Consider the following 19,116-nt stretch of genomic DNA (forward strand, 5'->3'; position numbering starts at 1 on the left):
CAGAACCCCTCCGTTCTTTATAAGTTAAGACCATTTTACAATACATTCCATTTAATAACTACTGTAAATCTAAATCAATCAAGTCACCGGCGATGGATTAAAGAGACACAAATCATTGTGAAGCCCCCAATGGTCGGCCCACGTTTGTTTGCGGCCGCTGGCGACGTCCACGATCAACCGGAATATTTCCCAGCCGATTTCTTCTATACTCGCCTCACCCGTTGCGATTCGTCCGGCATTCACATCTATTAAATCTCCCCATTGCTCTGATAACGAATGCCGGGTTGATACTTTAATCACCGGCGCTGCTGCCAGACCGTACGGCGTTCCTCTTCCTGTCGTAAATACCTGCACATTCATGCCGGCCGCAAGCTGAAGTGTTCCGCAGACAAAATCACTTGCCGGAGTCGCCGCGAACAGTAAGCCTTTTTGATCCGCCTTTTCACCGGGACCCAGCACGCCGGAAATAGGGCTTGTGCCTGACTTCGCCACAGATCCCAATGATTTTTCCACCACATTTGATAAACCGCCCTTTTTATTGCCCGGCGATGGATTGGCGCTTCGATCCGCTTCCCCACGCTGTAAATAGCTGTCATACCACTTCATTTCATGAATAAGTGAGTGCCCGACCTCTTCATTGATTGCCCGCGGCGTTAATAAATGGATGGCATCTCTTACTTCCGTGACTTCTGAAAATAAAACAGTCGCCCCCGCCCGAACCAACAAATCAGATGCATACCCTACCGCCGGATTGGCCGTGACGCCGGAAAACGCATCGCTTCCGCCGCATTGCAGGCCGATCACCAAATCAGAAACAGGACAGGTGACACGGGTTCTGCTGTTTAGTTTAATTAACCGCTCTTCCGCCATTTCCATTATGGATTGAATCATATTCGTAAAGCCTTGCTGGTCTTGTAATGAAATGATATTTGCAGGTTCGCCGTCAGGCACAATTCTTGCGGGAAGGAGTTTTTCACAGCCTAAGCCGACCACCATTACTTCCCCGCCGAAGTTAGGATGCTTTGCCAAGTTTTGAATCGTGCGGATGGGGATTACGGCATCCGGCGCATTGATCGCCACACCGCATCCATATTGATGATGTAACGGCACGACATCATCAACGTTAGGGTATTTCGGAAGGAGGTCTTCTTTGATGCGTTTTACCGCATAATCAAGGACGCCGATGACGCATTGAACACTGGTGGTAATTCCGAGGATGTTTTTTGTCCCCGCGCTCCCGTCCTCGTTTCGATAGCCATCAAATGTATATCCTTCAAGGGAGGGCAGCGGGCTGGGCACTCTGGTTGCAATGGGCAGGTCCTCTAATACCGGAGGGGCGGGCATTCTTACAAGTGTTTCTTGCAGCCAGCGTCCCCGATTGATCTGCCGGTCGGCATATCCAATCACTTCTCCGTAACGTACAATAGCAGCACCTTGTTTCAAATCAGTTAAAGTCACTTTATGACCCTGCGGAACATACTCCTCAAGCGTAAGGCCGCATGGAAAATCAGTACCTGCCGGCAGCCCTCTGTCATTTACAATAATCGCCACGTTGTCATTTGCATTCACTTTGATGTAAAGCGGCGATTGATTTTGTTTGAGGTTCAAAACCATTAGAAAAACACTCCTTCCATATATTCGTAAGCGCTTTCCACACTCCTTATAAAAAAAGCCGCAAAGATGAAATCCAATCTGCGGCTGGTGTGTACGGCTATTTTCCGTCCATGCCTTTTATGATCTTGTCACGCACAAATTTCAAATGCTCATACATGTGATAATGGGCTTGATAAGGATCTCTTTTGGCAAGGGCGTCATAAATTTGTTTATGATATTCAACCGTAACGTCCCTTTCTCTGTACGGGATTTGACTGTCTATTTTCGCATGGGTGATCAGCAAGGATTGAATCATTCCTTCGACAACCGGGTTATTGGCGCTCAAAGCAATAATTCTGTGAAATTCTTTATCCGCTTCACCGTAATTATTGTCTGTGCTATTGGCGATGTCGTCGATGGTTTTCTTTAAACGCTTGAGCTCATCTTCGTTTATTTTCTCCGCGGCAATCGTCACCAATCCAAGCTCTAATGCCATCCGCGCTTCTATGATAGCCGGCAGATTATCAAGTGCTAAAGCAAGCATGACGGAAAACGGGTGCATGCCGATTTTATCGTTGAAATAGGTTCCGCCGCGGGTTTTTCTCGTAATCACGCCAAGCGTTTCAAGCGAACTTAATGCTTCTCGAAGGACAGGCCTGCTGACATGTAAAATGTCCATCAATTCCATTTCGGTCGGTAATTTATCTCCTGCCTTCAATTGGCCGCTTGATAATAAGTGGACGATCCGTTCAATCACCTGTTTAGCTAATGTTTTACGATTGACTGAATCCACTTTCAGTTCTTCTAAACCTTCATACACGAACAACTCCCCCTTCAGTTGTTCAATTGTAAGACAAAATAAAACTTATTACAATATTTAGAATCAATTCTTACCGAACGAGACAAGGCCGTTTGTGGTTAAACTCCCAGTTATTGATCAAAAACTGCATAGGAACCGCGTCATTGCGCGCGCCTACATTCATTTTTTGATACAGCGCATTCGCCTTCTCCACTTGTTCCATATCAATGTCAATCCCAAGCCCCGGCTTATTCGGCACCTTCACATAGCCATCGACAATCTCAAATGGCTGTTTCGTTAAACGCTGCCCATCCTGCCAGATCCAATGGGTATCAATCGCAGTAATCCGGCCCGGAGCTGCGGCTGCCACATGGGTAAACATGGCGAGTGAGATGTCAAAATGATTGTTAGAATGAGAGCCCCACGTCAATCCCCAATCATGGCACATTTGCGACACCCGCACAGAACCCTGCATCGTCCAGAAATGAGGATCGGCTAACGGAATATCGACGGCATGCAATTGAATCGCATGCCCCATTTCCCGCCAGTCGGTCGCAATCATATTGGTTGCGGTCGGCAGCCCTGTCGCGCGGCGGAATTCAGCCATCACTTCGCGAGCGGAATAACCGTTTTCTGCCCCGCATGGGTCTTCGGCATACGCAAGCACGCCATGCTGTCCTTTACATAATTCGATCGCTTCGTCTAATGACCATGCCCCGTTCGGATCTAGGGTAATTCTCGCATCAGGAAAACGTTTGGATAACGCGGTGATGGCTTCCATTTCTTCCTCTCCCCGCAGTACGCCGCCTTTCAGTTTGAAATCCTGAAAGCCGTAGCGTTCATGAGCGGCTTCCGCAAGGCAGACAATAGCCTCAGGTGTCAATGCTTCCTCGTGGCGAAGACGGAACCACTTACAATCTGACTCATGATCGCTTTGATACGGCAGTGACGTCCGTTTACGGTCACCGATGTAGAATAGATAGCCGAGCATCTCCACTTTATCCCTCTGCTTGCCTCCTCCCAGCAAAGCCGCGACCGGTTCATTGAGAAATTTGCCCAGCACATCTAACAATGCCGCTTCCAATGCTGTCACGGCGTGAACCGTTGTACGCAAATCAAACGTTTGGATACCGCGGCCTCCGCTATCCTGGCCTGCAAACTGCTTTCTGACCGTTTGCAAAATCAACTGATACGCGCCGATTGATTTTCCGATCACAAGCGGCTTTGCCAGCTCCAGCGTGCGACGGATTTTTTCTCCGCCAGGCACCTCACCGACGCCCTGATTCCCGCTGCTGTCTGTTAAAATAACAATATTCCGGGTGAAAAACGGGCTGTGGGCTCCGCTTAAATTCAAAAGCATGCTGTCGTGACCCGCTGTTGGAATAACCTTCATTCCAGAAATTGACGGAACATTCGATCTATTTTCTTTTTGAACCTGCTCCTTTATTGGTGAACTCATTTTTCATCCTCCTCATGTAAAGCGCTTTCAAAATTGTTAGACAGGCAGTGATTGATCGGGGTTTTGCTCTTGTTTCTTTAACACGACCCGTTTGATCGGCCCGACAAGCAGCAAATAGCTGAGAATCGCCGCGATCGCGTTAGCGCCTACAAAGACGAGCGCGCCATTAAATGATCCCGTTGCGTTTACAATATAACCGATAATAATCGGGGTGGTGATAGAAGCGATATTGCCAAATGTATTAAACAAACTGCCGCTTAATCCCGCACACTCTTTCGGAGACGTATCGGAAACAACAGCCCAACCCAACGCGCCGAAGCCTTTTCCGAAAAACGCGAGTGACATGATCACAACGACAAGCCAAGCAGATTCTGTATAGTTGCAGATGATCATACTGCAAGACAGCAGCATCCCGATAATGATCGGCACTTTTCTGGCAAAAGTGAGTGAACGGCTTTTTTTCAGTAAAAAGTCAGATACGATGCCGCCAAGCACTCCGCCTGCAAATCCGCACAGCGCCGGCATCGAAGCCACAAATCCCGCTTCAAGGATGGACATTCCGCGGGCTTGAACCAGATATACCGGAAACCATGTCAGAAAGAAATAGGTGAGCGTTGTAATGCAATATTGCGCGATGTACACGCCGATTAACATACGGTTCGTTAATAATTGTTTGATATACGGCCATTTGGATTCCTTTTTCTGCTTGCTTTCTTCCCGACTGTCATCCATTGAAATCAGCCCGCCGCCTTTTTCAATATACTCGAGTTCAGCTTGGTTGACCTTCGGATGCTTTTTCGGTTCATACACCGTTTTAAGCCAAACAAAAGTTAGAAGGATTCCCGCGACACCCATGACAACAAAGACAGAATGCCAGCCGAAAGAATGGGTGAGCCAGCCCATTAAAGGAGAAAAAATAACGATAGCGAAGTATTGAGCTGAATTAAAGAAGGCTGAAGCCGTGCCGCGCTCAGCGCTTGGGAACCATGAGGCTACTACTCTGCCGTTCCCCGGAAATGACGGCGCTTCAGAAATTCCCACCAAAAAACGCAGTGTAAACAGCAGGATAATAGCAGTCCCAGCGGAAAAAAATCCAATCGCGCCTTGCAGCAGCGTAAAGAATGACCAAAAAAAGATGCTTAAGGCGATAATGGTTTTAGAACCGAAACGATCAAGCAGCCAGCCTCCGGGAAGCTGCGCGATGACATATGCCCAGCCGAAAGCGGAAAAAACATACCCCATGGCGACTGAATCCAATCCAAGGTCTTGCTGGACAGCATCACCCGCAATGGAAAGCGTCGCGCGGTCCGCGTAATTGATTGATGTCACAACAAACAGCATAAATACGATGAACCAGCGCACAGAAGTTTTTTTGCCCGCAGGTGAAAAATTCGCATTGTCTTTTTTCATAACATCTTCTCCTTTATCAATTTAGAGAAAAATATGCTGGCCGGTAATAGAGATTGGAAAGAGACAACCGCCCCTTTCCAACGCAAGGGATCATTACTGTTTAATAAAAACCGTTTTAATCGCCGTGAAAAAGTCTTTAGCCGCCTCGCCCTGTTCGCGGGAGTGGGAGCTTGATTGTTTGAGGCCGCCAAAAGGAGCCTGAAGTTCAACCCCTGCGCTTTCTGCGTTGACCCGAACAAGTCCTGCTTCAATATCATCTATAAAAGACAGCATATGGCCGATGTTTTGCGTGAAAAGCGAAGCACTTAGTCCAAACTTCACGTCATTGGCGATATCTAAAGCCTCTTCCATTGTGTCGACCTTCAATAAGGCGATGACCGGTCCGAAAATCTCTTCCTGGGCAATGGTCATGTCAGAGGTGACGTTGTCAAAGATTGCGGGCTGAACATAGTAACCATTTTGATAGTCTCCAGCCTCCAGCTTTTCCCCCCCGATCAAAAGGGAAGCGCCCTCTTGTATTCCTTTTTCGATATAGGAAAGGCAATGATCAAGCTGATTCTTGCTTGCGATCGGTCCCATCCATACATCTTCTTTTAAGCTGTTACCGATGGTAATGTCTTTAGTGCGCTGTATTAATTTTTCTTTGAATCTGTCGTAAACCTCACTTTGTACAATGACACGGCTGGTGGCTGTGCACTTTTGGCCGGTCGAACGGAATGCTCCGGTAATCGCGGCTTCCGCGGCGGCATCAAGATCGGCTTCATTTGTTACGATGATCGGATTTTTCCCGCCCATTTCAAGCTGGTACTTGGCTCCCCGTTCTAAAGCGGCTTGCCCGATGATTTTTCCAACCTGGTTCGATCCGGTGAATGTGATGCCGTTCACTCCATTATGCTCGGCAAGTCCTTGGCCGACGACTGATCCCCGGCCTGTCACCAAATTGATAACGCCCGCCGGAAGCCCCGCTTCTTCAAAGCATGTGATGATTTTCGTACAGGTAATGGCTGTTTCTGTCGCTGGTTTAATGACAACGGTATTGCCGTACACCAATGCCGGAGCCATTTTCCAAATCGGGATTGCGACCGGGAAGTTCCATGGAGAAATAACGCCGACCACCCCGAGAGGAACACGGGTTGTAAACATCAGGGCGTCTTTGTCAGTAGACGGGATGACATCGCCTGTTTTGCGCATGCCTTCTCCGGCAAAATATCGAAGAATGGCAATCCCTCTGGCGGTCTCCCCTTTTGCTTCCGGCAGTGTTTTACCCATCTCGTGTGTAGCGCAGGCTGCAATTTCATCCAGACGCTGTTCCATGATATCCGCCGTTTTGTACAAGTATTGGCCCCGCTCAGCGCCAGACAGCTTTCTCCATGCCGCTTTCGCTTCATTTGCAGCCGCTACGGCCCGGTCCACATCTTCAGCCGTCGAGTTTTGCACATAGCCCACAAGATCATGGATATCAGCCGGATTCTCGATCTTTACCATATCGCCTGAGTGGGATTTGACCCACTCTCCATTAATATAATTGAGGTATGTGTTTTTTTCCGTCATCACAGACATGCCAATTGCCCCTTTCCTGTTTTGAAATTGATCGTCACACCGTTGCGGCTTTTTTGGGAAATCGGTCTGCCGCCCGTTTTAAAATTGTTTCTAATTGTTGATAATGCTCTTTTTCTACCGGTCCGACTGGCGGTCTGGCTGTATTTCTTACATTCATCCCCATGATCTCCATACCGGCTTTAATCAAAGAGACAGCGTATCCATTTCTTTGTTTTCGAATATCGTTGATAGGCAGGATTACATGCTGATAAAGTTCCTTCACCAATTGCTGGTCTCCGTTTTTTAAGGCTTCAAAAAACATTCTTGAAATGTGCGGAATATAATTGGAGATTGCTGAAGAGTAAGAGTGAAAGCCGATCGGCATATAAGCCGGCATCGTCACTTCAGCCATCGGCATCCCGTTGAGCCAACCTAAACGGTCTCCTATCGTATAAGCGAGATTAATATTCAAATCCATGTTCCCCAGACCGTCCTTCACGCCCACAAGCTGTTCAAGCTCCGTCAGACGTTCGACCTGCCGGAGAGAAAGCACCGCGTTATCACGCTGATAGAGAATAGCGTTAAGGTCCGTGCTTTCAATAATCGTCTTCACATATTGGTATAAGCCTTCCTGCTCGCCATGCACCAGGTAAGGAGGCAGAATCAAATAACCGTCCGCGCCTTTTTTCTGAGATATTTCCGTCCAATCCAGCGCTGTACTGAGATTGCCTCCCACTCCTGTGTATACGGGGACCTTTCCGCCGGCTGCCGAAACCGCGACTTCCACCATTTGCTCATATTCTTTCTGACTGAGTGATTGAAATTCACCAGATCCGCAAGCGATAAAAATCGCCTCCAAGCCCTCTTCTAACAAAAACTCGATATTTTGAAAAAGGGCTTCCTCCTCTAATTTGCCTTGCGTGTTAAAAGGAGCAACTGGAAAACCTAAAATTCCTGTTGGTGCTTTCCTTATACGGCTCATCATATAACCCCCTATAGTTTGTGGTGATTTGCTTCAGAAATATGAAAGCGCTTTATAAACAAACCTCTGAAACTCTCTCCTTTCCCTTCAGTCTTTTGTTTTATTGTAAGACAAATAAACAATATGTCAATATCTTTATTTTCAGATTTCTTTGTCTTTGTGGGGAAAAGATCAGGGGAATTCTGTGCTCCAAGGAATATTCAGCACAAAAAAAGACAGCCGATCGAGACCGGCTGCCAGTGTTTACATCCTTCTTTCTCTTCCGTTTCTGAAATTCTCACACAAATACTTTGCTTCCAAAAAGAACACGTGAATGAATTTTTTTGTATTCACTCTTGCAGGTGCGACAGGTCTTTTATCATTGGATTGCATTTCTTTCATTTTCAGGCTGACGACCGGAAAATCAAAGAATTTCGATGCGTAGTTTTCAAACTTAGGATTTGAAAAATCTGTTGTGCCTAACGAGGCAAAATGGTGTAACGAATGGATAATGGCTCTGCGTATACGTTGTTCCGAAGCTTTCGTTTCCCGATTAATATCAGCCTGTGATGCCGCCGCCCCGAGTTTTCGTTCTGCGACATTTGTGAAGATCTGTTTTAAAGACGGCATGTTTTTTTCAAAAGGCGCGGCTTGTTCATACTCAAATAAATACTGAAGAATCGCCATTAAGTCGTGTGCTCCGCTTTCTCCCATAATGCCCAGCTCTGATAGAAGAAAGGTTCCGGTTTCTTTTACGCTTTTGCCATTTTTATTTTGAGGGCGGGCATTTGCAGGTTCATTCCGATTGACCAGCCGGCTTAAGGAGTTTTGAATATCTCCAATTGAGCGTTCCAATTCCACCCGTTCTCTCACCTTTCGCAGAACGCTTATCATTTCAATACGGTTAATGGGCTTATGGATAAAATATTCAATCCCGAGAGAATATGCTTCTCCTACCATTTCCTTTGCTTCCACTTGCGAAATCATCACCATTTTTCCAGAGTAGGAGTCTTTAAGATGGCGTATCGTCTCAATGCCGTCGCGTACAGGCATTAATAAATCAATTAACAAAATATCGACCTTTTTAAAATGCAGCGTATGCCCTTCCACTTGGCATCCGTCCTCTGCCTCACCCGCCACTTCTCCCAAATCTTCATCTTCTATGATCTGTCTCAGGATGGAACGAACCGCACGGTCATCATCCGCTATAAAAAAACGCATATATGGAATCACCCTTTCTGAATCAAATGCCGGGCCGGCAGCCTGATGGTAAAAACCACACCACCGTTTTGCTTGTTTTGAAACCTGATGTCTCCGTCAAGCTCTGTCACGATTTCCTTTACATATGAGAGTCCGATTCCTGTCGAGGGAGTGCCAAATTCGTCATATTTTGAGGTAAACCCGGGATCAAATACAATCTCTCCGATTTTCTCAGGAATGCCGGGACCATTGTCTTCCACCTGAAATTCTACCATACCTCCTTCAAGCTCACGAAGCCTAAGGACGACCATTCCCTTGCCCCCCATTGCTTCAACCGCATTAGCCGTCAAGTTATTAATAATAGAAAGAATGATAAATACATGATAATCGGTATGCTTTCCCTCTATCGAATAGTGAAACGCAATATCTTTTCCCAAAGATTCCGCATACTTTTCATTCATTCGAATGACAAGCTGAATTAAATCGGCGGCATTCATATAATCTCTGAGACTTTCATTTGAAATCAGTTTTGATAGACCGGCAAATATTCTCTGATTGTCTTTTTTCACTTCATGAATCTCACCGGCCAGCCTTAAGATTCTGCTGCTGAGCAGCTCATCTTTCCCAGTCAATTCCCGGTACAGCTGGTACGATTCGTTCGTCACGTGTTCTGTCGTTTTCAGCGTTTTTTTCAATTGAACCGTTTCCTCGTATAAATTCGATACGATCATCAGCATGTGCTCATTTTGTCTTCGGGTTTGCTTTTCCCTTGATTGCGCCTCATACAGCTTCATCACATTAAAAAAGCTAAGAACGATAAACGTGTGGGAAATGGAGATCACCGCAATATCTGTTATTTTTTCCGGTGTCACAACCGTCCGATAGATGAAAAATTGCACGGCCAGCTCGATGCAATCAGATGCAATTTCGATCATAAACCCAATAAAACCAAGCATAAACGGCCGATCACGAAAACGCTTTACCTTTAAGAAATAAAACAAACATGCATATGTAAGGTAAAAGAAAAAGCTGGACGATTGTTCACTCAAAACGGAAATCAATTCGGCATGTTCCCCGCCGTATAATTCAAGGAACACACGAAAGGCGACAACCGCTGTTCCTGTCAAAAGCCCCGGCAACACCGCCGGCACATGTCTTAACAGTAATAAGAAAAAGAAAAAAGCCGGTGCGCCGAAGCTGATTCGGAATTCTTCATTCAGTGGATAAAATTTCAGTTCGCCGGCAAGCGGCACGGTAATCAGCATGAGAGCCAAAATATAACCGTCTTTTTTCAGAAAATACTCAAGTTTTATCGTGATCACTTCCTCCTTTTTTATTTTGGATAGTTAACTGAATACCTGCAAATCTCTTTTGACCCAGTATGGAAGCACGGACCTCCTTTTTATAAATCCATCGGCTTATTTTAAAAATGTTTTTGTCGTATTTTGTATGATTCTGTAGTTGTCATTATACAGTAAATATACCTTTTCCATTTCATGAAAACGTTTAACACCCTTCCGCTGCTGCTTCTCTCACATTTTGATCTGCTTCCCTCATATTAACGAACACATAATAGCTAGGAGGAATTTTATGAAAGAACTCGTAAAGGAGCGCCCTGAAACAACGGATTGGGCTGCACTTCTAAATGACTGGGTAAACCATTACCGCCCCTTTGCCGCCAATGGCCGAAGCGCGAATTATATCCCCGCTTTAGGAAAAATCAATGACTCACAGCTCGGCATTTGTATAACAGAGCCCGACGGAAAGATGATACATGCCGGCGATTGGAAAGTCCCTTTCACGCTGCAAAGCATCTCAAAAGTGATCAGCTTTATCGCAGCATGTATGAGCCGCGGTATTTCCTATGTGCTCGATCGTGTTGACGTTGAGCCGACCGGTGATGCGTTTAATTCCATCATCCGGCTGGAAATGCACAAGCCGGGAAAACCATTTAATCCTATGATCAACGCAGGCGCCATTACCATCGCCTCTCTTCTTCCCGGAGAATCGGCACACGATAAATTAGAGTATCTTTACTCCATTATCGAGAGAATGATAGGCAAACGGCCCGGAATTCATGAAGAAGTCTTCCGGTCTGAGTGGGAAACCGCCCATCGAAACAGGGCGCTTGCCTACTATTTAAAAGAAACAAACTTTTTGGAAGCAGAGGTTGAAGAGACATTAGAGGTGTACCTTAAACAATGCGCCATGGAAGGCACTACGGAAGACATCGCCTTGATCGGATTGATCCTCGCCCATGACGGCTATCACCCGATCCGGCAACAGCAAGTAATTCCGAAAGACGTGGCAAAACTGGCCAAGGCATTAATGCTGACATGCGGCATGTATAATGCCTCAGGCAAATATGCGGCATTTGTCGGCGTGCCCGCCAAAAGCGGTGTATCCGGCGGAATCATGGCCTTGGTTCCCCCAAGCGCGAGAAGAGAGCAGCCCTTTCAAAATGGCTGCGGGATCGGCATTTACGGTCCGGCCATTGATGAGTACGGAAACAGCCTGACAGGCGGAATGCTGCTGAAGCATATCGCACAAGAGTGGGAGCTCAGCATTTTTTAAAAAATCAAAACAAGAGGTGATAGGATGCAGCAAATTCTTCAAGAATTCATTGGGTCAACAAATGATTTTCTTTGGTCGAAACTTTTAATTGTATTGCTTCTTTCCTTAGGACTGTACTTTACGTTCAGGCTGAAATTCTTACAAGTCCGTATGCTGAAAGAAATGGTCCGCGTTTTAAAAGAAGGCGCGGCGGCTCGGTCTAAAACCGATATTTCTCCATTCCAAGCGTTTTGTATCAGCATGGCGGCCCGTGTCGGAACAGGAAATATCACGGGAATTGCCATTGCGATTGCTTTGGGCGGACCCGGCGCCATCTTCTGGATGTGGATCATTGCGGTCATTGGTTCGGCTTCAAGCTTTGTTGAAAGTACGCTGGCGCAAGTGTATAAAGTGAAGGATCAAAACGGTTTCCGCGGCGGCCCGGCTTACTATATGGAAAAAGGGCTGAAAAAACGATGGATGGGCGCACTGTTCGCTATTTTAATCACCTTATCGTTCGGTATCGTATTTAACTCGGTCCAATCCAATACGATCAGTATTGCATTTGAAAACGCGTTCGGAACGGACCGCCTCACCTTGGGAATCATCTTAATCATTGTCTTCGGCGCTATTATTTTTGGCGGTATCAAACGGATTGCAAAACTATCTGAATATATCGTTGTTGTGTTAGCCGTGTTATATATCGGAGTAGCTTTCTTCGTTATTCTCACAAACATTACACAACTGCCCGGAGTGCTGTCACTGATCGTGAAAAATGCGTTTGGGTTTGAACAGGCGGCAGGCGGCGCTTTGGGCGCTGCGTTAATGCAAGGTGTCAGACGCGGGATATTTTCAAATGAAGCAGGGATGGGAAGCGCGCCGAATGCAGCCGCAACCGCAACAACAAGCCACCCTGTAAAACAGGGCCTGATTCAGGCATTCGGTGTTCTGACAGATACGTTAATCATTTGTACAAGCACCGCTTTCATCATTTTGTTTTCCGACGCTTATCACCAGCCGGGACTAAGCGGAATCGCATTGACCCAAGCCGCCCTTAGCTCGCACATCGGGCCGTGGGCATCAGGGTTCCTTGCCATCCTGATATTATTATTTGGATTCTGTGCGTTAATCGGAAACTACTATTACGGAGAAACCAATATTGGGTTTTTAAACAAAAATAATAATAAAATATGGTTATTTATCTATCGAATAGGTGTACTGGCAATGGTCGTATTCGGTTGTGTTTCGAAAGTCCAGCTAGTCTGGGATTTGGCTGATTTATTTATGGGCTTGATGGTGGTTGTGAATTTAATTGCCATTTTCTTATTATCAAAAGTTGTTTTTGCTGCATTGCATGACTATATGCGTCAGAAAAAAGCAGGAAAAGATCCCGTGTTCTATAAAAATGTGCTGAAAGACCATGACGGCATTGAATGCTGGGAGCACTCTGAAGCTATAATAGATCCAAAAAATAAACACATATCATAATATAAAGGTGTTCAGATATGACCAATCTGAACACCTTTTATTACTTTAATGGGATGAAAACCTTCATTGACAAATAAGAAGCTGTCCATTACCATTTTCATATATTTTTAAAAAATCAGAAAGGAAGCGTTCAGGTGCATACCATGAATCCTATTACACACATTTTAGATACATTTCCCATGCTCATATTAGACGGCGCAATGGCTACTGAGCTTGAACGCAATGGCTGTGACTTGAATGACAGCCTCTGGTCTGCAAAAATCCTGATGGAGCAGCCCAATCTTATTAAACAGGTTCATACCGATTATTTCGCGGCTGGGGCGGACTGCGCGATTACCGCCAGTTATCAGTCCACGATTGAAGGCTTTGCAGCACGCGGGCTAAGCAGAGCGGAGGCATTGCGGCTTATTCAGAAGTCTGTCCATATCGCGGCGGAAGCAAGGGACGAGTTTTGGGAACAACACAAAAGTTCAGACCGGCCGAAGCCTATTGTCGCCGCGTCGGTCGGCCCTTATGGCGCCTTTCTTGCTGACGGCTCCGAATATCGCGGAGATTACCAGCTGACAGAGGATGAACTGATGGATTTTCATCGGCCGAGGATGAAAGCCCTTATTGAAGCCGGAGCTGATATTTTGGCTTGTGAAACCATTCCATGCCTCTCAGAAGCAAAAGCCATTGTCAGGCTGCTGCAGGAATGTCCCGGAACGTATGCCTGGATCAGCTTCAGCGCAAAAGACGAGGAGCATATCAGCGACGGAACCCCGGTTGCCGAATGTGCAAAATGGATCGATCAGCACGGCCAAGTGGCAGCAGCGGGTATCAACTGCACCCCGATCCAATACATTCCTTCATTAATCAAAGAATGGAAAAAGAATACAGCGAAACCGATCATCGTCTATCCGAATTCGGGCGAGCATTACGATCCGGACACCAAAACATGGAACGGTGCGGCATGTGCAGAGCCATACGAAAAAAGCGCCCGAAACTGGCACAAGTGCGGCGCACAGCTCATCGGAGGCTGCTGCAGAACGACTCCTGAGGACATCAAAGCCATTGCTGACTGGGCGAGGTCTTAAAATCCGCTTGACTTATCGGAATAGTTTGTATATTCTATGCTAAAAGTTGTTTCACCGAAGTCTCGTGTCACCTGACATGAGATTTTTTATTAGATAGGTATAAAAATCGTTCTAAAGAAAGTTGGAAAAAGATGAAATCCGCTAACAACAAGAATGAGACAAACTTTCAGAGAAGTATGAAAAGCAGACATCTCTTTATGCTGTCACTGGGAGGCGTCATTGGCACCGGGCTTTTCTTAAGTTCCGGCTATACGATTCATCAAGCTGGCCCCGCGGGAACCATCCTCGCATATTTAGTCGGTGCCGGAATCGTATATCTTGTGATGCTGTGCCTTGGAGAATTATCCGTTGCCATGCCGGTTACAGGCGCATTCCATACTTACGCAGCGAAATACATAGGACCCGGAACGGGGTTCACTGTCGCATGGCTGTACTGGCTGACATGGACCGTGGCATTAGGCTCTGAGTTCACCGCCTCCGGGTTACTGATGCAGCGATGGTTCCCCCATACCTCAGTCTGGATGTGGAGCGCTGTTTTCGCCCTGTTGATCTTTTTATTAAATGCGTTTTCTGTGAAATTTTTTGCTGAATCTGAATTTTGGTTTTCAAGCATTAAGGTGTTAGCCATTTTATTATTTATCATTTTAGGCGGAGCGGCGATGTTTGGCATCATTCCGATCAAAAATTCAGAATCCGCGCCGATGCTTTCAAATTTCATGGGAGAGGGTGGACTCTTTCCGCATGGTCTTCTTCCAATTTTTATGACCATGCTCTCCGTCAATTTTGCATTTTCAGGCACGGAGCTGATCGGCATTGCCGCCGGAGAAAGCGTTGATCCTGAAAAAAACATACCGAAAGCCATTAAAACAACTGTTTGGCGGCTCGCGCTTTTCTTTGTCGGGACGATATTTGTTCTTTCAGGAATGATTCCCATTAAAGAAGCGGGCGTCATCCAAAGCCCGTTTGTTGTCGTCTTTGACAGAGTCGGCGTCCCCTATGCCGCTGATATCATGAATATCGTGATTTTGACCGCGCTGCTTTCCGCCGCCAATTCCGGGCTGTACGCTTCATCACGTATGCTGTGGTCACTATCTAAAGAGAAAACACTGCACCCTTCCTTTGCGAAGCTCACCTCCAAAGGAATTCCGTTTAACGCTTTGATCTTCAGTATGATCGGCGGTATTTTATCATTATTTTCCAGCGTGTTCGCACCCGGCACTGTCTACCTGGTCCTAGTATCCATCTCAGGGTTTGCGGTCGTTGTGGTCTGGATGGGCATTGCCGCATCCCAATTCATGTTCAGAAAACGTTTTTTGGAAGAAGGCAACAAAGTCACTGATTTAAAATACCGGACTCCTTGTTATCCCGCTGTACCGATCGCCGCGTTCCTATTATGTCTCACGTCCTGCATCGGCATCGCGTTTGATCCGAATCAAAGAATTGCCTTATATTGCGGTGTGCCGTTTATGGCCTTGTGTTATGCAATTTATTACGCGAAGAACCGAAAAAGCCGTTCAGCTGCCAAAGTGACTCATTCAACATAAAAAGAAGAACCTGTGCCGTGCAGGTTCTTCTTTTTTCATCATACTTCCACTACCCAATGAAATGCGTCTTGCTCTTTTCCAAGCTGGATACCGGTGAGGGTCTGATACAGTTTTTCTGCGATTCTTCCGATCTGGCCGTCATTAATCGAAAGCTTCTTCCCATGCCAATTCAATTCCCCGACAGGTGTAATAACAGCAGCCGTTCCCGTTCCAAAAATCTCTGTTATGTCTCCCCGAACCGATGCATCGTAAATCTCTTCTATTGAGACCCGCTCTTCTCTGACAGGAATATTCCAGCTTCGCAACAGATCAATAACGGAAGCGCGTGTGATCCCGCTCAAAATGCTCCCGTTTAACGCCGGGGTGACAACCTCCCCGTTGATAACAAAAAAGATGTTCATGCTCCCTACTTCTTCCACGTATTTCTTTTCAATAGCGTCCAGCCACAATACCTGATCGCATCCTAATTCGTTCGCTTTTTGCTGGGCCTGCAAGCTGGCGGCGTAATTTCCGGAAGTTTTGGCATTGCCCACTCCGCCGTTTACTGCTCTGACGTACTCATCTTCCACATAAATCTTAGCCGGCTCTAATTGGGATGAATAATATGAGCCGACAGGAGACAGCACGATCATAAATGTATAACTCTTTGAAGGCTTGACGCCTAAACATGGTTCTGTCGCAATAACAAAAGGCCGAATATATAGAGACGTTCCCCTTTCCCTCGGCACCCATTCTTTTTCCAAATCAATTAACTGAATCAGCGCCTCCAGCACGACGTCCTCATCCAAAGAAGGCATACTCATTCGCCGGCATGATCTGTTTAATCTTTTTATATTTTGATCGGGACGAAACAGCAAAATCCGGTCATCCGCCGCTCTATAAGCCTTTAGCCCTTCAAAAACCGCCTGGCCGTAATGAAAAACAGAAGCAGACGGGGCTAACGTGACTGGCTCATACGGAGCGATCCTAGGACGATGCCATCCTTTCCCTTCCTCATAATCCATCACAAACATATAATCAGTGAAATATTGCCCGAATCCAAGTGAGGATGGGTCCGGTTTTTCTTTTCTTTCAGTCACCTTAACTCTTTCAATAAGCTTATTCACGATACGCACACCTTTCCATTCGTAGTTGTTTAAATTTTCTGTTAATTTAGATTAACAGATCCTGACCGCCTCTCCTATCAACAGGCTGCTTTATCACCCGGCAGTTTCACTTACTCTCAACCGAGAAGATGATCTTATACTGGATTGCAACAAAGTATTTTCACAATATTCAGTATGATATTTGTTCATTATACAATACATGATTTGTAAGATGAAGGGTGATTAGGGAAAAGAATAAAGAAAAAACAGCCGGGCTCCCTCCGGCTATTTCATTAACGTAACGCTAACCACAAAACAACAATATGAAGGATTAGCAAAACATACACCACATAGCAAAGCCGGGCAGCCGTGTTTCTTAGAAACATAAAAACAATCATAAGAACGGGCAGAACCAAGACACCTATTATCTTATTTATCAACATATCCGGTTGAATAGTTACATCATAATGAATGGGCATATCAGCCGGAAGATACGGATAAAAAGCAATCGACAAGATAAAAGCAATAACAACCGATCCCCACAGCACTCTACTATTCATTAAAAACATACGCACACCTCTTCGTTTTAAAGATTCATACCGCTCGTTGTTTTACTTATCCGCTTTTAAAACTTGCTTTAAATACGAATCACATACTAAAGGGAGTTAAACGATTAAAAATCTGTCGAGCACCGGCACTTAATAAGCGGTTTCTTTCTTCTGAATATTATAAACGATACGTTTGTTCCACCATAAATTTGGTCCGGTCGCCCCTTGTGATAATTTGGGCGTATTCCACGACTTCCTCATTTTCATCATATGTAAGGGACTCTGATAAAAATGCCGGTGTTCCAACGTTGGTTAATAGATGGCCGCTGATCGTTTCATCCGTTAAAATCGGTTCAATAGACTCCGTGCCGCGGCTGATTTGTATATTGTATTTTGTCCTCAGCAAAGCAAACAGCGATCCCGTGCATTCTTCCTGACCCAATCCCGGAGCGGCTTTCCACGGTATATACGACGTGTGATATTGCAAAGGCTCATCTTCCGCATATCTTACTCTGACCAGTTTGTTAACGGGATCATTTACCTCCACTTTCAGAAGCTCCGCGATGGAGTGATCAGCGGGTATCACAACAAGTTCAAGCACCTTTGACTCTGAACGAAGCCCTCTCATTTGTTCTGCAAAACTCGTGATCTTATGCGGAATCGGCGCTTGGATTTTTGCCGCTGACACAAATGTTCCTTTTCCTTGGATTCTCTTAATATACCCCTCCAGCTCCAGCTGCTGTAAAGCCAGTCTCACAGTGGTTCTGCTGACATCATATTGCTCGCAAAACTCACTTTCTGTCGGCAGCTGATCATTTGCCTGGTATTTGCCTGACTTGATCAATTCAATGATTTTAAACTTGATAACTGAATATAGAGCCGTCATAGCGTTCCTCCCTATCCTGAATACATAACGATCTTATATGGTTGTCCCCATAATATCATTTACAAATGATTTATAAAAGATTGGTATTATCCTTTCATAACAAGTATTCTGAAAATGATATTGACAATTCCCTGTTTAAGGTGCTAAATTCGTAGTAACAAATATTCAATTTTCTAATACAAATTTTATATTTTTCTATATCAAAATAGGAGGTGCCACATGAATATTATCATTGCAGATCACTATGATAATCTTTGTAAAGTAAGCGCTGACATTGTAAAGAAGTGCGTTCGAACACAAGAGGCGGCGGTTCTCGGACTGGCAACCGGCAGCACGCCGATCGGCTTGTACAAAAAGCTCATTCTGGATTATCAATCCGGGGATGTTGATTTTTCAAATGTTACTACATTTAATTTGGATGAATATGTCGGGCTCTCTCGCTCGCATCCTGAAAGTTATAACAAATTTATGAAAGATCATTTTTTTCAGCACGTCAATATACACTCGGACAACATTCACATTCCTCAAGGGGATCACCCTCATCTTGAAGCTGAGTGCAAGCAGTATGAGGATCTCATCCGCTGCTCAGGAGGGATTGATCTTCAAATTCTCGGGATCGGCTCTAATGGCCATATCGGCTTTAACGAACCAGGTTCTGATCCGGAAGCCAGAACACGAGTAGTCCGGCTGTCAGAAAGCACAATCCAAGCAAATGCAAGATTTTTTGGCGATACTGCGCTCGTTCCCAGACTCGCGATTTCAATGGGTATCAAAACGATTATGGAATTCAGCAAGCACATTGTCTTATTAGCAAACGGTGAAGAGAAAGCGGACGCGATTCAGCAAATGGCTGAAGGCCCCGTCACTCCGGACATGCCGGCCTCCATTCTGCAAATGCATCAAAATGTAACCGTTATCGTCGATAAAAAAGCAGGGCAAAAATTAAAGAATCAATCTTTATACCGCACATCATAA

Annotated in this window: 16 protein-coding genes; 5 read left to right on the plus strand and 11 right to left on the minus strand. The window is 45.6% G+C overall.

Going from position 1 to position 19,116, the window contains the following annotated elements; translation table 11 throughout:
* Positions 1 to 78: 78 nt before the first annotated feature.
* The 8 genes from garD to glnK form a co-directional block, all read right to left on the minus strand.
* On the minus strand, positions 79 to 1,614 hold the full coding sequence (gene garD, locus GXP75_RS16735) for a galactarate dehydratase (protein WP_242557333.1): 1,536 nt from the start codon (positions 1,612 to 1,614) through the stop codon (positions 79 to 81).
* Positions 1,615 to 1,711: 97 nt separating this feature from the next.
* The gene (locus tag GXP75_RS16740; RefSeq protein ID WP_003327965.1) at positions 1,712 to 2,413 is read right to left on the minus strand and encodes a FadR/GntR family transcriptional regulator; all 702 of its coding nucleotides are present in this window, start codon (positions 2,411 to 2,413) and stop codon (positions 1,712 to 1,714) included.
* 70 nt (positions 2,414 to 2,483) lie between these two features.
* On the minus strand, positions 2,484 to 3,851 hold the full coding sequence (gene gudD, locus GXP75_RS16745) for a glucarate dehydratase (RefSeq protein WP_242557334.1): 1,368 nt from the start codon (positions 3,849 to 3,851) through the stop codon (positions 2,484 to 2,486).
* A 36-nt stretch (positions 3,852 to 3,887) separates the two neighbouring features.
* Complete coding sequence (locus GXP75_RS16750; protein ID WP_242557335.1) at positions 3,888 to 5,261, minus strand: MFS transporter; 1,374 nt, start codon at positions 5,259 to 5,261, stop codon at positions 3,888 to 3,890.
* A gap of 93 nt (positions 5,262 to 5,354) precedes the next feature.
* A complete protein-coding gene (gucD, locus tag GXP75_RS16755) occupies positions 5,355 to 6,821 on the minus strand; it encodes an alpha-ketoglutaric semialdehyde dehydrogenase GucD (RefSeq protein ID WP_242557336.1) in 1,467 nt (488 codons plus the stop codon).
* Positions 6,822 to 6,855: 34 nt separating this feature from the next.
* A complete protein-coding gene (gene kdgD, locus GXP75_RS16760) occupies positions 6,856 to 7,782 on the minus strand; it encodes a 5-dehydro-4-deoxyglucarate dehydratase (RefSeq protein WP_214917495.1) in 927 nt (308 codons plus the stop codon).
* A gap of 243 nt (positions 7,783 to 8,025) precedes the next feature.
* Positions 8,026 to 8,982, minus strand: coding sequence for a glutamine utilization two-component system response regulator GlnL (gene glnL / locus GXP75_RS16765; protein ID WP_214917497.1), 957 nt, complete (start codon positions 8,980 to 8,982; stop codon positions 8,026 to 8,028).
* Positions 8,983 to 8,990: 8 nt separating this feature from the next.
* A complete protein-coding gene (glnK, locus tag GXP75_RS16770) occupies positions 8,991 to 10,226 on the minus strand; it encodes a two-component system sensor histidine kinase GlnK (protein ID WP_242557384.1) in 1,236 nt (411 codons plus the stop codon).
* Between the two features lie 325 nt (positions 10,227 to 10,551).
* On the opposite strand from glnK, the gene GXP75_RS16775 reads away from it, so the two are divergent.
* From GXP75_RS16775 to mmuP, 4 genes are all read left to right on the plus strand, one after another.
* Complete coding sequence (locus GXP75_RS16775) at positions 10,552 to 11,535, plus strand: glutaminase (RefSeq protein ID WP_214917499.1); 984 nt, start codon at positions 10,552 to 10,554, stop codon at positions 11,533 to 11,535.
* A gap of 24 nt (positions 11,536 to 11,559) precedes the next feature.
* Positions 11,560 to 13,002, plus strand: coding sequence for an alanine/glycine:cation symporter family protein (locus GXP75_RS16780; protein ID WP_214917501.1), 1,443 nt, complete (start codon positions 11,560 to 11,562; stop codon positions 13,000 to 13,002).
* A gap of 143 nt (positions 13,003 to 13,145) precedes the next feature.
* Positions 13,146 to 14,078, plus strand: coding sequence for a homocysteine S-methyltransferase (gene mmuM / locus GXP75_RS16785; RefSeq protein ID WP_242557337.1), 933 nt, complete (start codon positions 13,146 to 13,148; stop codon positions 14,076 to 14,078).
* A 131-nt stretch (positions 14,079 to 14,209) separates the two neighbouring features.
* Positions 14,210 to 15,622 (plus strand): S-methylmethionine permease, encoded by a 1,413-nt coding sequence (gene mmuP / locus GXP75_RS16790; RefSeq protein ID WP_242557338.1) that lies wholly within the window; start codon positions 14,210 to 14,212, stop codon positions 15,620 to 15,622.
* 38 nt (positions 15,623 to 15,660) lie between these two features.
* Here the strand turns inward: mmuP and GXP75_RS16795 are convergent, their stop codons facing one another.
* The 3 genes from GXP75_RS16795 to gamR all read right to left on the minus strand — a co-directional run bounded on the left by GXP75_RS16795 (position 15,661) and on the right by gamR (position 18,141).
* Complete coding sequence (locus tag GXP75_RS16795) at positions 15,661 to 16,728, minus strand: branched-chain amino acid aminotransferase (protein WP_242557339.1); 1,068 nt, start codon at positions 16,726 to 16,728, stop codon at positions 15,661 to 15,663.
* Positions 16,729 to 17,000: 272 nt separating this feature from the next.
* The gene (locus GXP75_RS16800) at positions 17,001 to 17,276 is read right to left on the minus strand and encodes a DUF1648 domain-containing protein (RefSeq protein ID WP_242557340.1); all 276 of its coding nucleotides are present in this window, start codon (positions 17,274 to 17,276) and stop codon (positions 17,001 to 17,003) included.
* A gap of 157 nt (positions 17,277 to 17,433) precedes the next feature.
* Positions 17,434 to 18,141, minus strand: coding sequence for a transcriptional regulator GamR (gamR, locus tag GXP75_RS16805; protein WP_242557341.1), 708 nt, complete (start codon positions 18,139 to 18,141; stop codon positions 17,434 to 17,436).
* Between the two features lie 219 nt (positions 18,142 to 18,360).
* Between gamR and nagB the strand changes: the two genes are divergently transcribed.
* Positions 18,361 to 19,116, plus strand: coding sequence for a glucosamine-6-phosphate deaminase (nagB, locus tag GXP75_RS16810; RefSeq protein WP_242557342.1), 756 nt, complete (start codon positions 18,361 to 18,363; stop codon positions 19,114 to 19,116).

The organism is Bacillus sp. HU-1818, assembly GCF_022695965.1.
In the GTDB taxonomy this organism is placed as follows: Bacteria; Bacillota; Bacilli; order Bacillales; family Bacillaceae; genus Bacillus; species Bacillus atrophaeus.

Bases quoted from the DNA above. Each gene is read 5' to 3' on its own strand.
- garD (WP_242557333.1), bottom strand. From the start codon at position 1,614: ATGGTTTTGAACCTCAAACAAAATCAATCGCCGCTTTACATCAAAGTG.
- gudD (WP_242557334.1), bottom strand. From the start codon at position 3,851: ATGAGTTCACCAATAAAGGAGCAGGTTCAAAAAGAAAATAGATCGAAT.
- GXP75_RS16750 (WP_242557335.1), bottom strand. From the start codon at position 5,261: ATGAAAAAAGACAATGCGAATTTTTCACCTGCGGGCAAAAAAACTTCT.
- gucD (WP_242557336.1), bottom strand. From the start codon at position 6,821: ATGTCTGTGATGACGGAAAAAAACACATACCTCAATTATATTAATGGA.
- kdgD (WP_214917495.1), bottom strand. From the start codon at position 7,782: ATGAGCCGTATAAGGAAAGCACCAACAGGAATTTTAGGTTTTCCAGTT.
- glnL (WP_214917497.1), bottom strand. From the start codon at position 8,982: ATGCGTTTTTTTATAGCGGATGATGACCGTGCGGTTCGTTCCATCCTG.
- glnK (WP_242557384.1), bottom strand. From the start codon at position 10,226: ATGCTGATTACCGTGCCGCTTGCCGGCGAACTGAAATTTTATCCACTG.
- GXP75_RS16775 (WP_214917499.1), top strand. From the start codon at position 10,552: ATGAAAGAACTCGTAAAGGAGCGCCCTGAAACAACGGATTGGGCTGCA.
- GXP75_RS16780 (WP_214917501.1), top strand. From the start codon at position 11,560: ATGCAGCAAATTCTTCAAGAATTCATTGGGTCAACAAATGATTTTCTT.
- mmuM (WP_242557337.1), top strand. From the start codon at position 13,146: ATGAATCCTATTACACACATTTTAGATACATTTCCCATGCTCATATTA.
- mmuP (WP_242557338.1), top strand. From the start codon at position 14,210: ATGAAATCCGCTAACAACAAGAATGAGACAAACTTTCAGAGAAGTATG.
- GXP75_RS16800 (WP_242557340.1), bottom strand. From the start codon at position 17,276: ATGTTTTTAATGAATAGTAGAGTGCTGTGGGGATCGGTTGTTATTGCT.
- gamR (WP_242557341.1), bottom strand. From the start codon at position 18,141: ATGACGGCTCTATATTCAGTTATCAAGTTTAAAATCATTGAATTGATC.
- nagB (WP_242557342.1), top strand. From the start codon at position 18,361: ATGAATATTATCATTGCAGATCACTATGATAATCTTTGTAAAGTAAGC.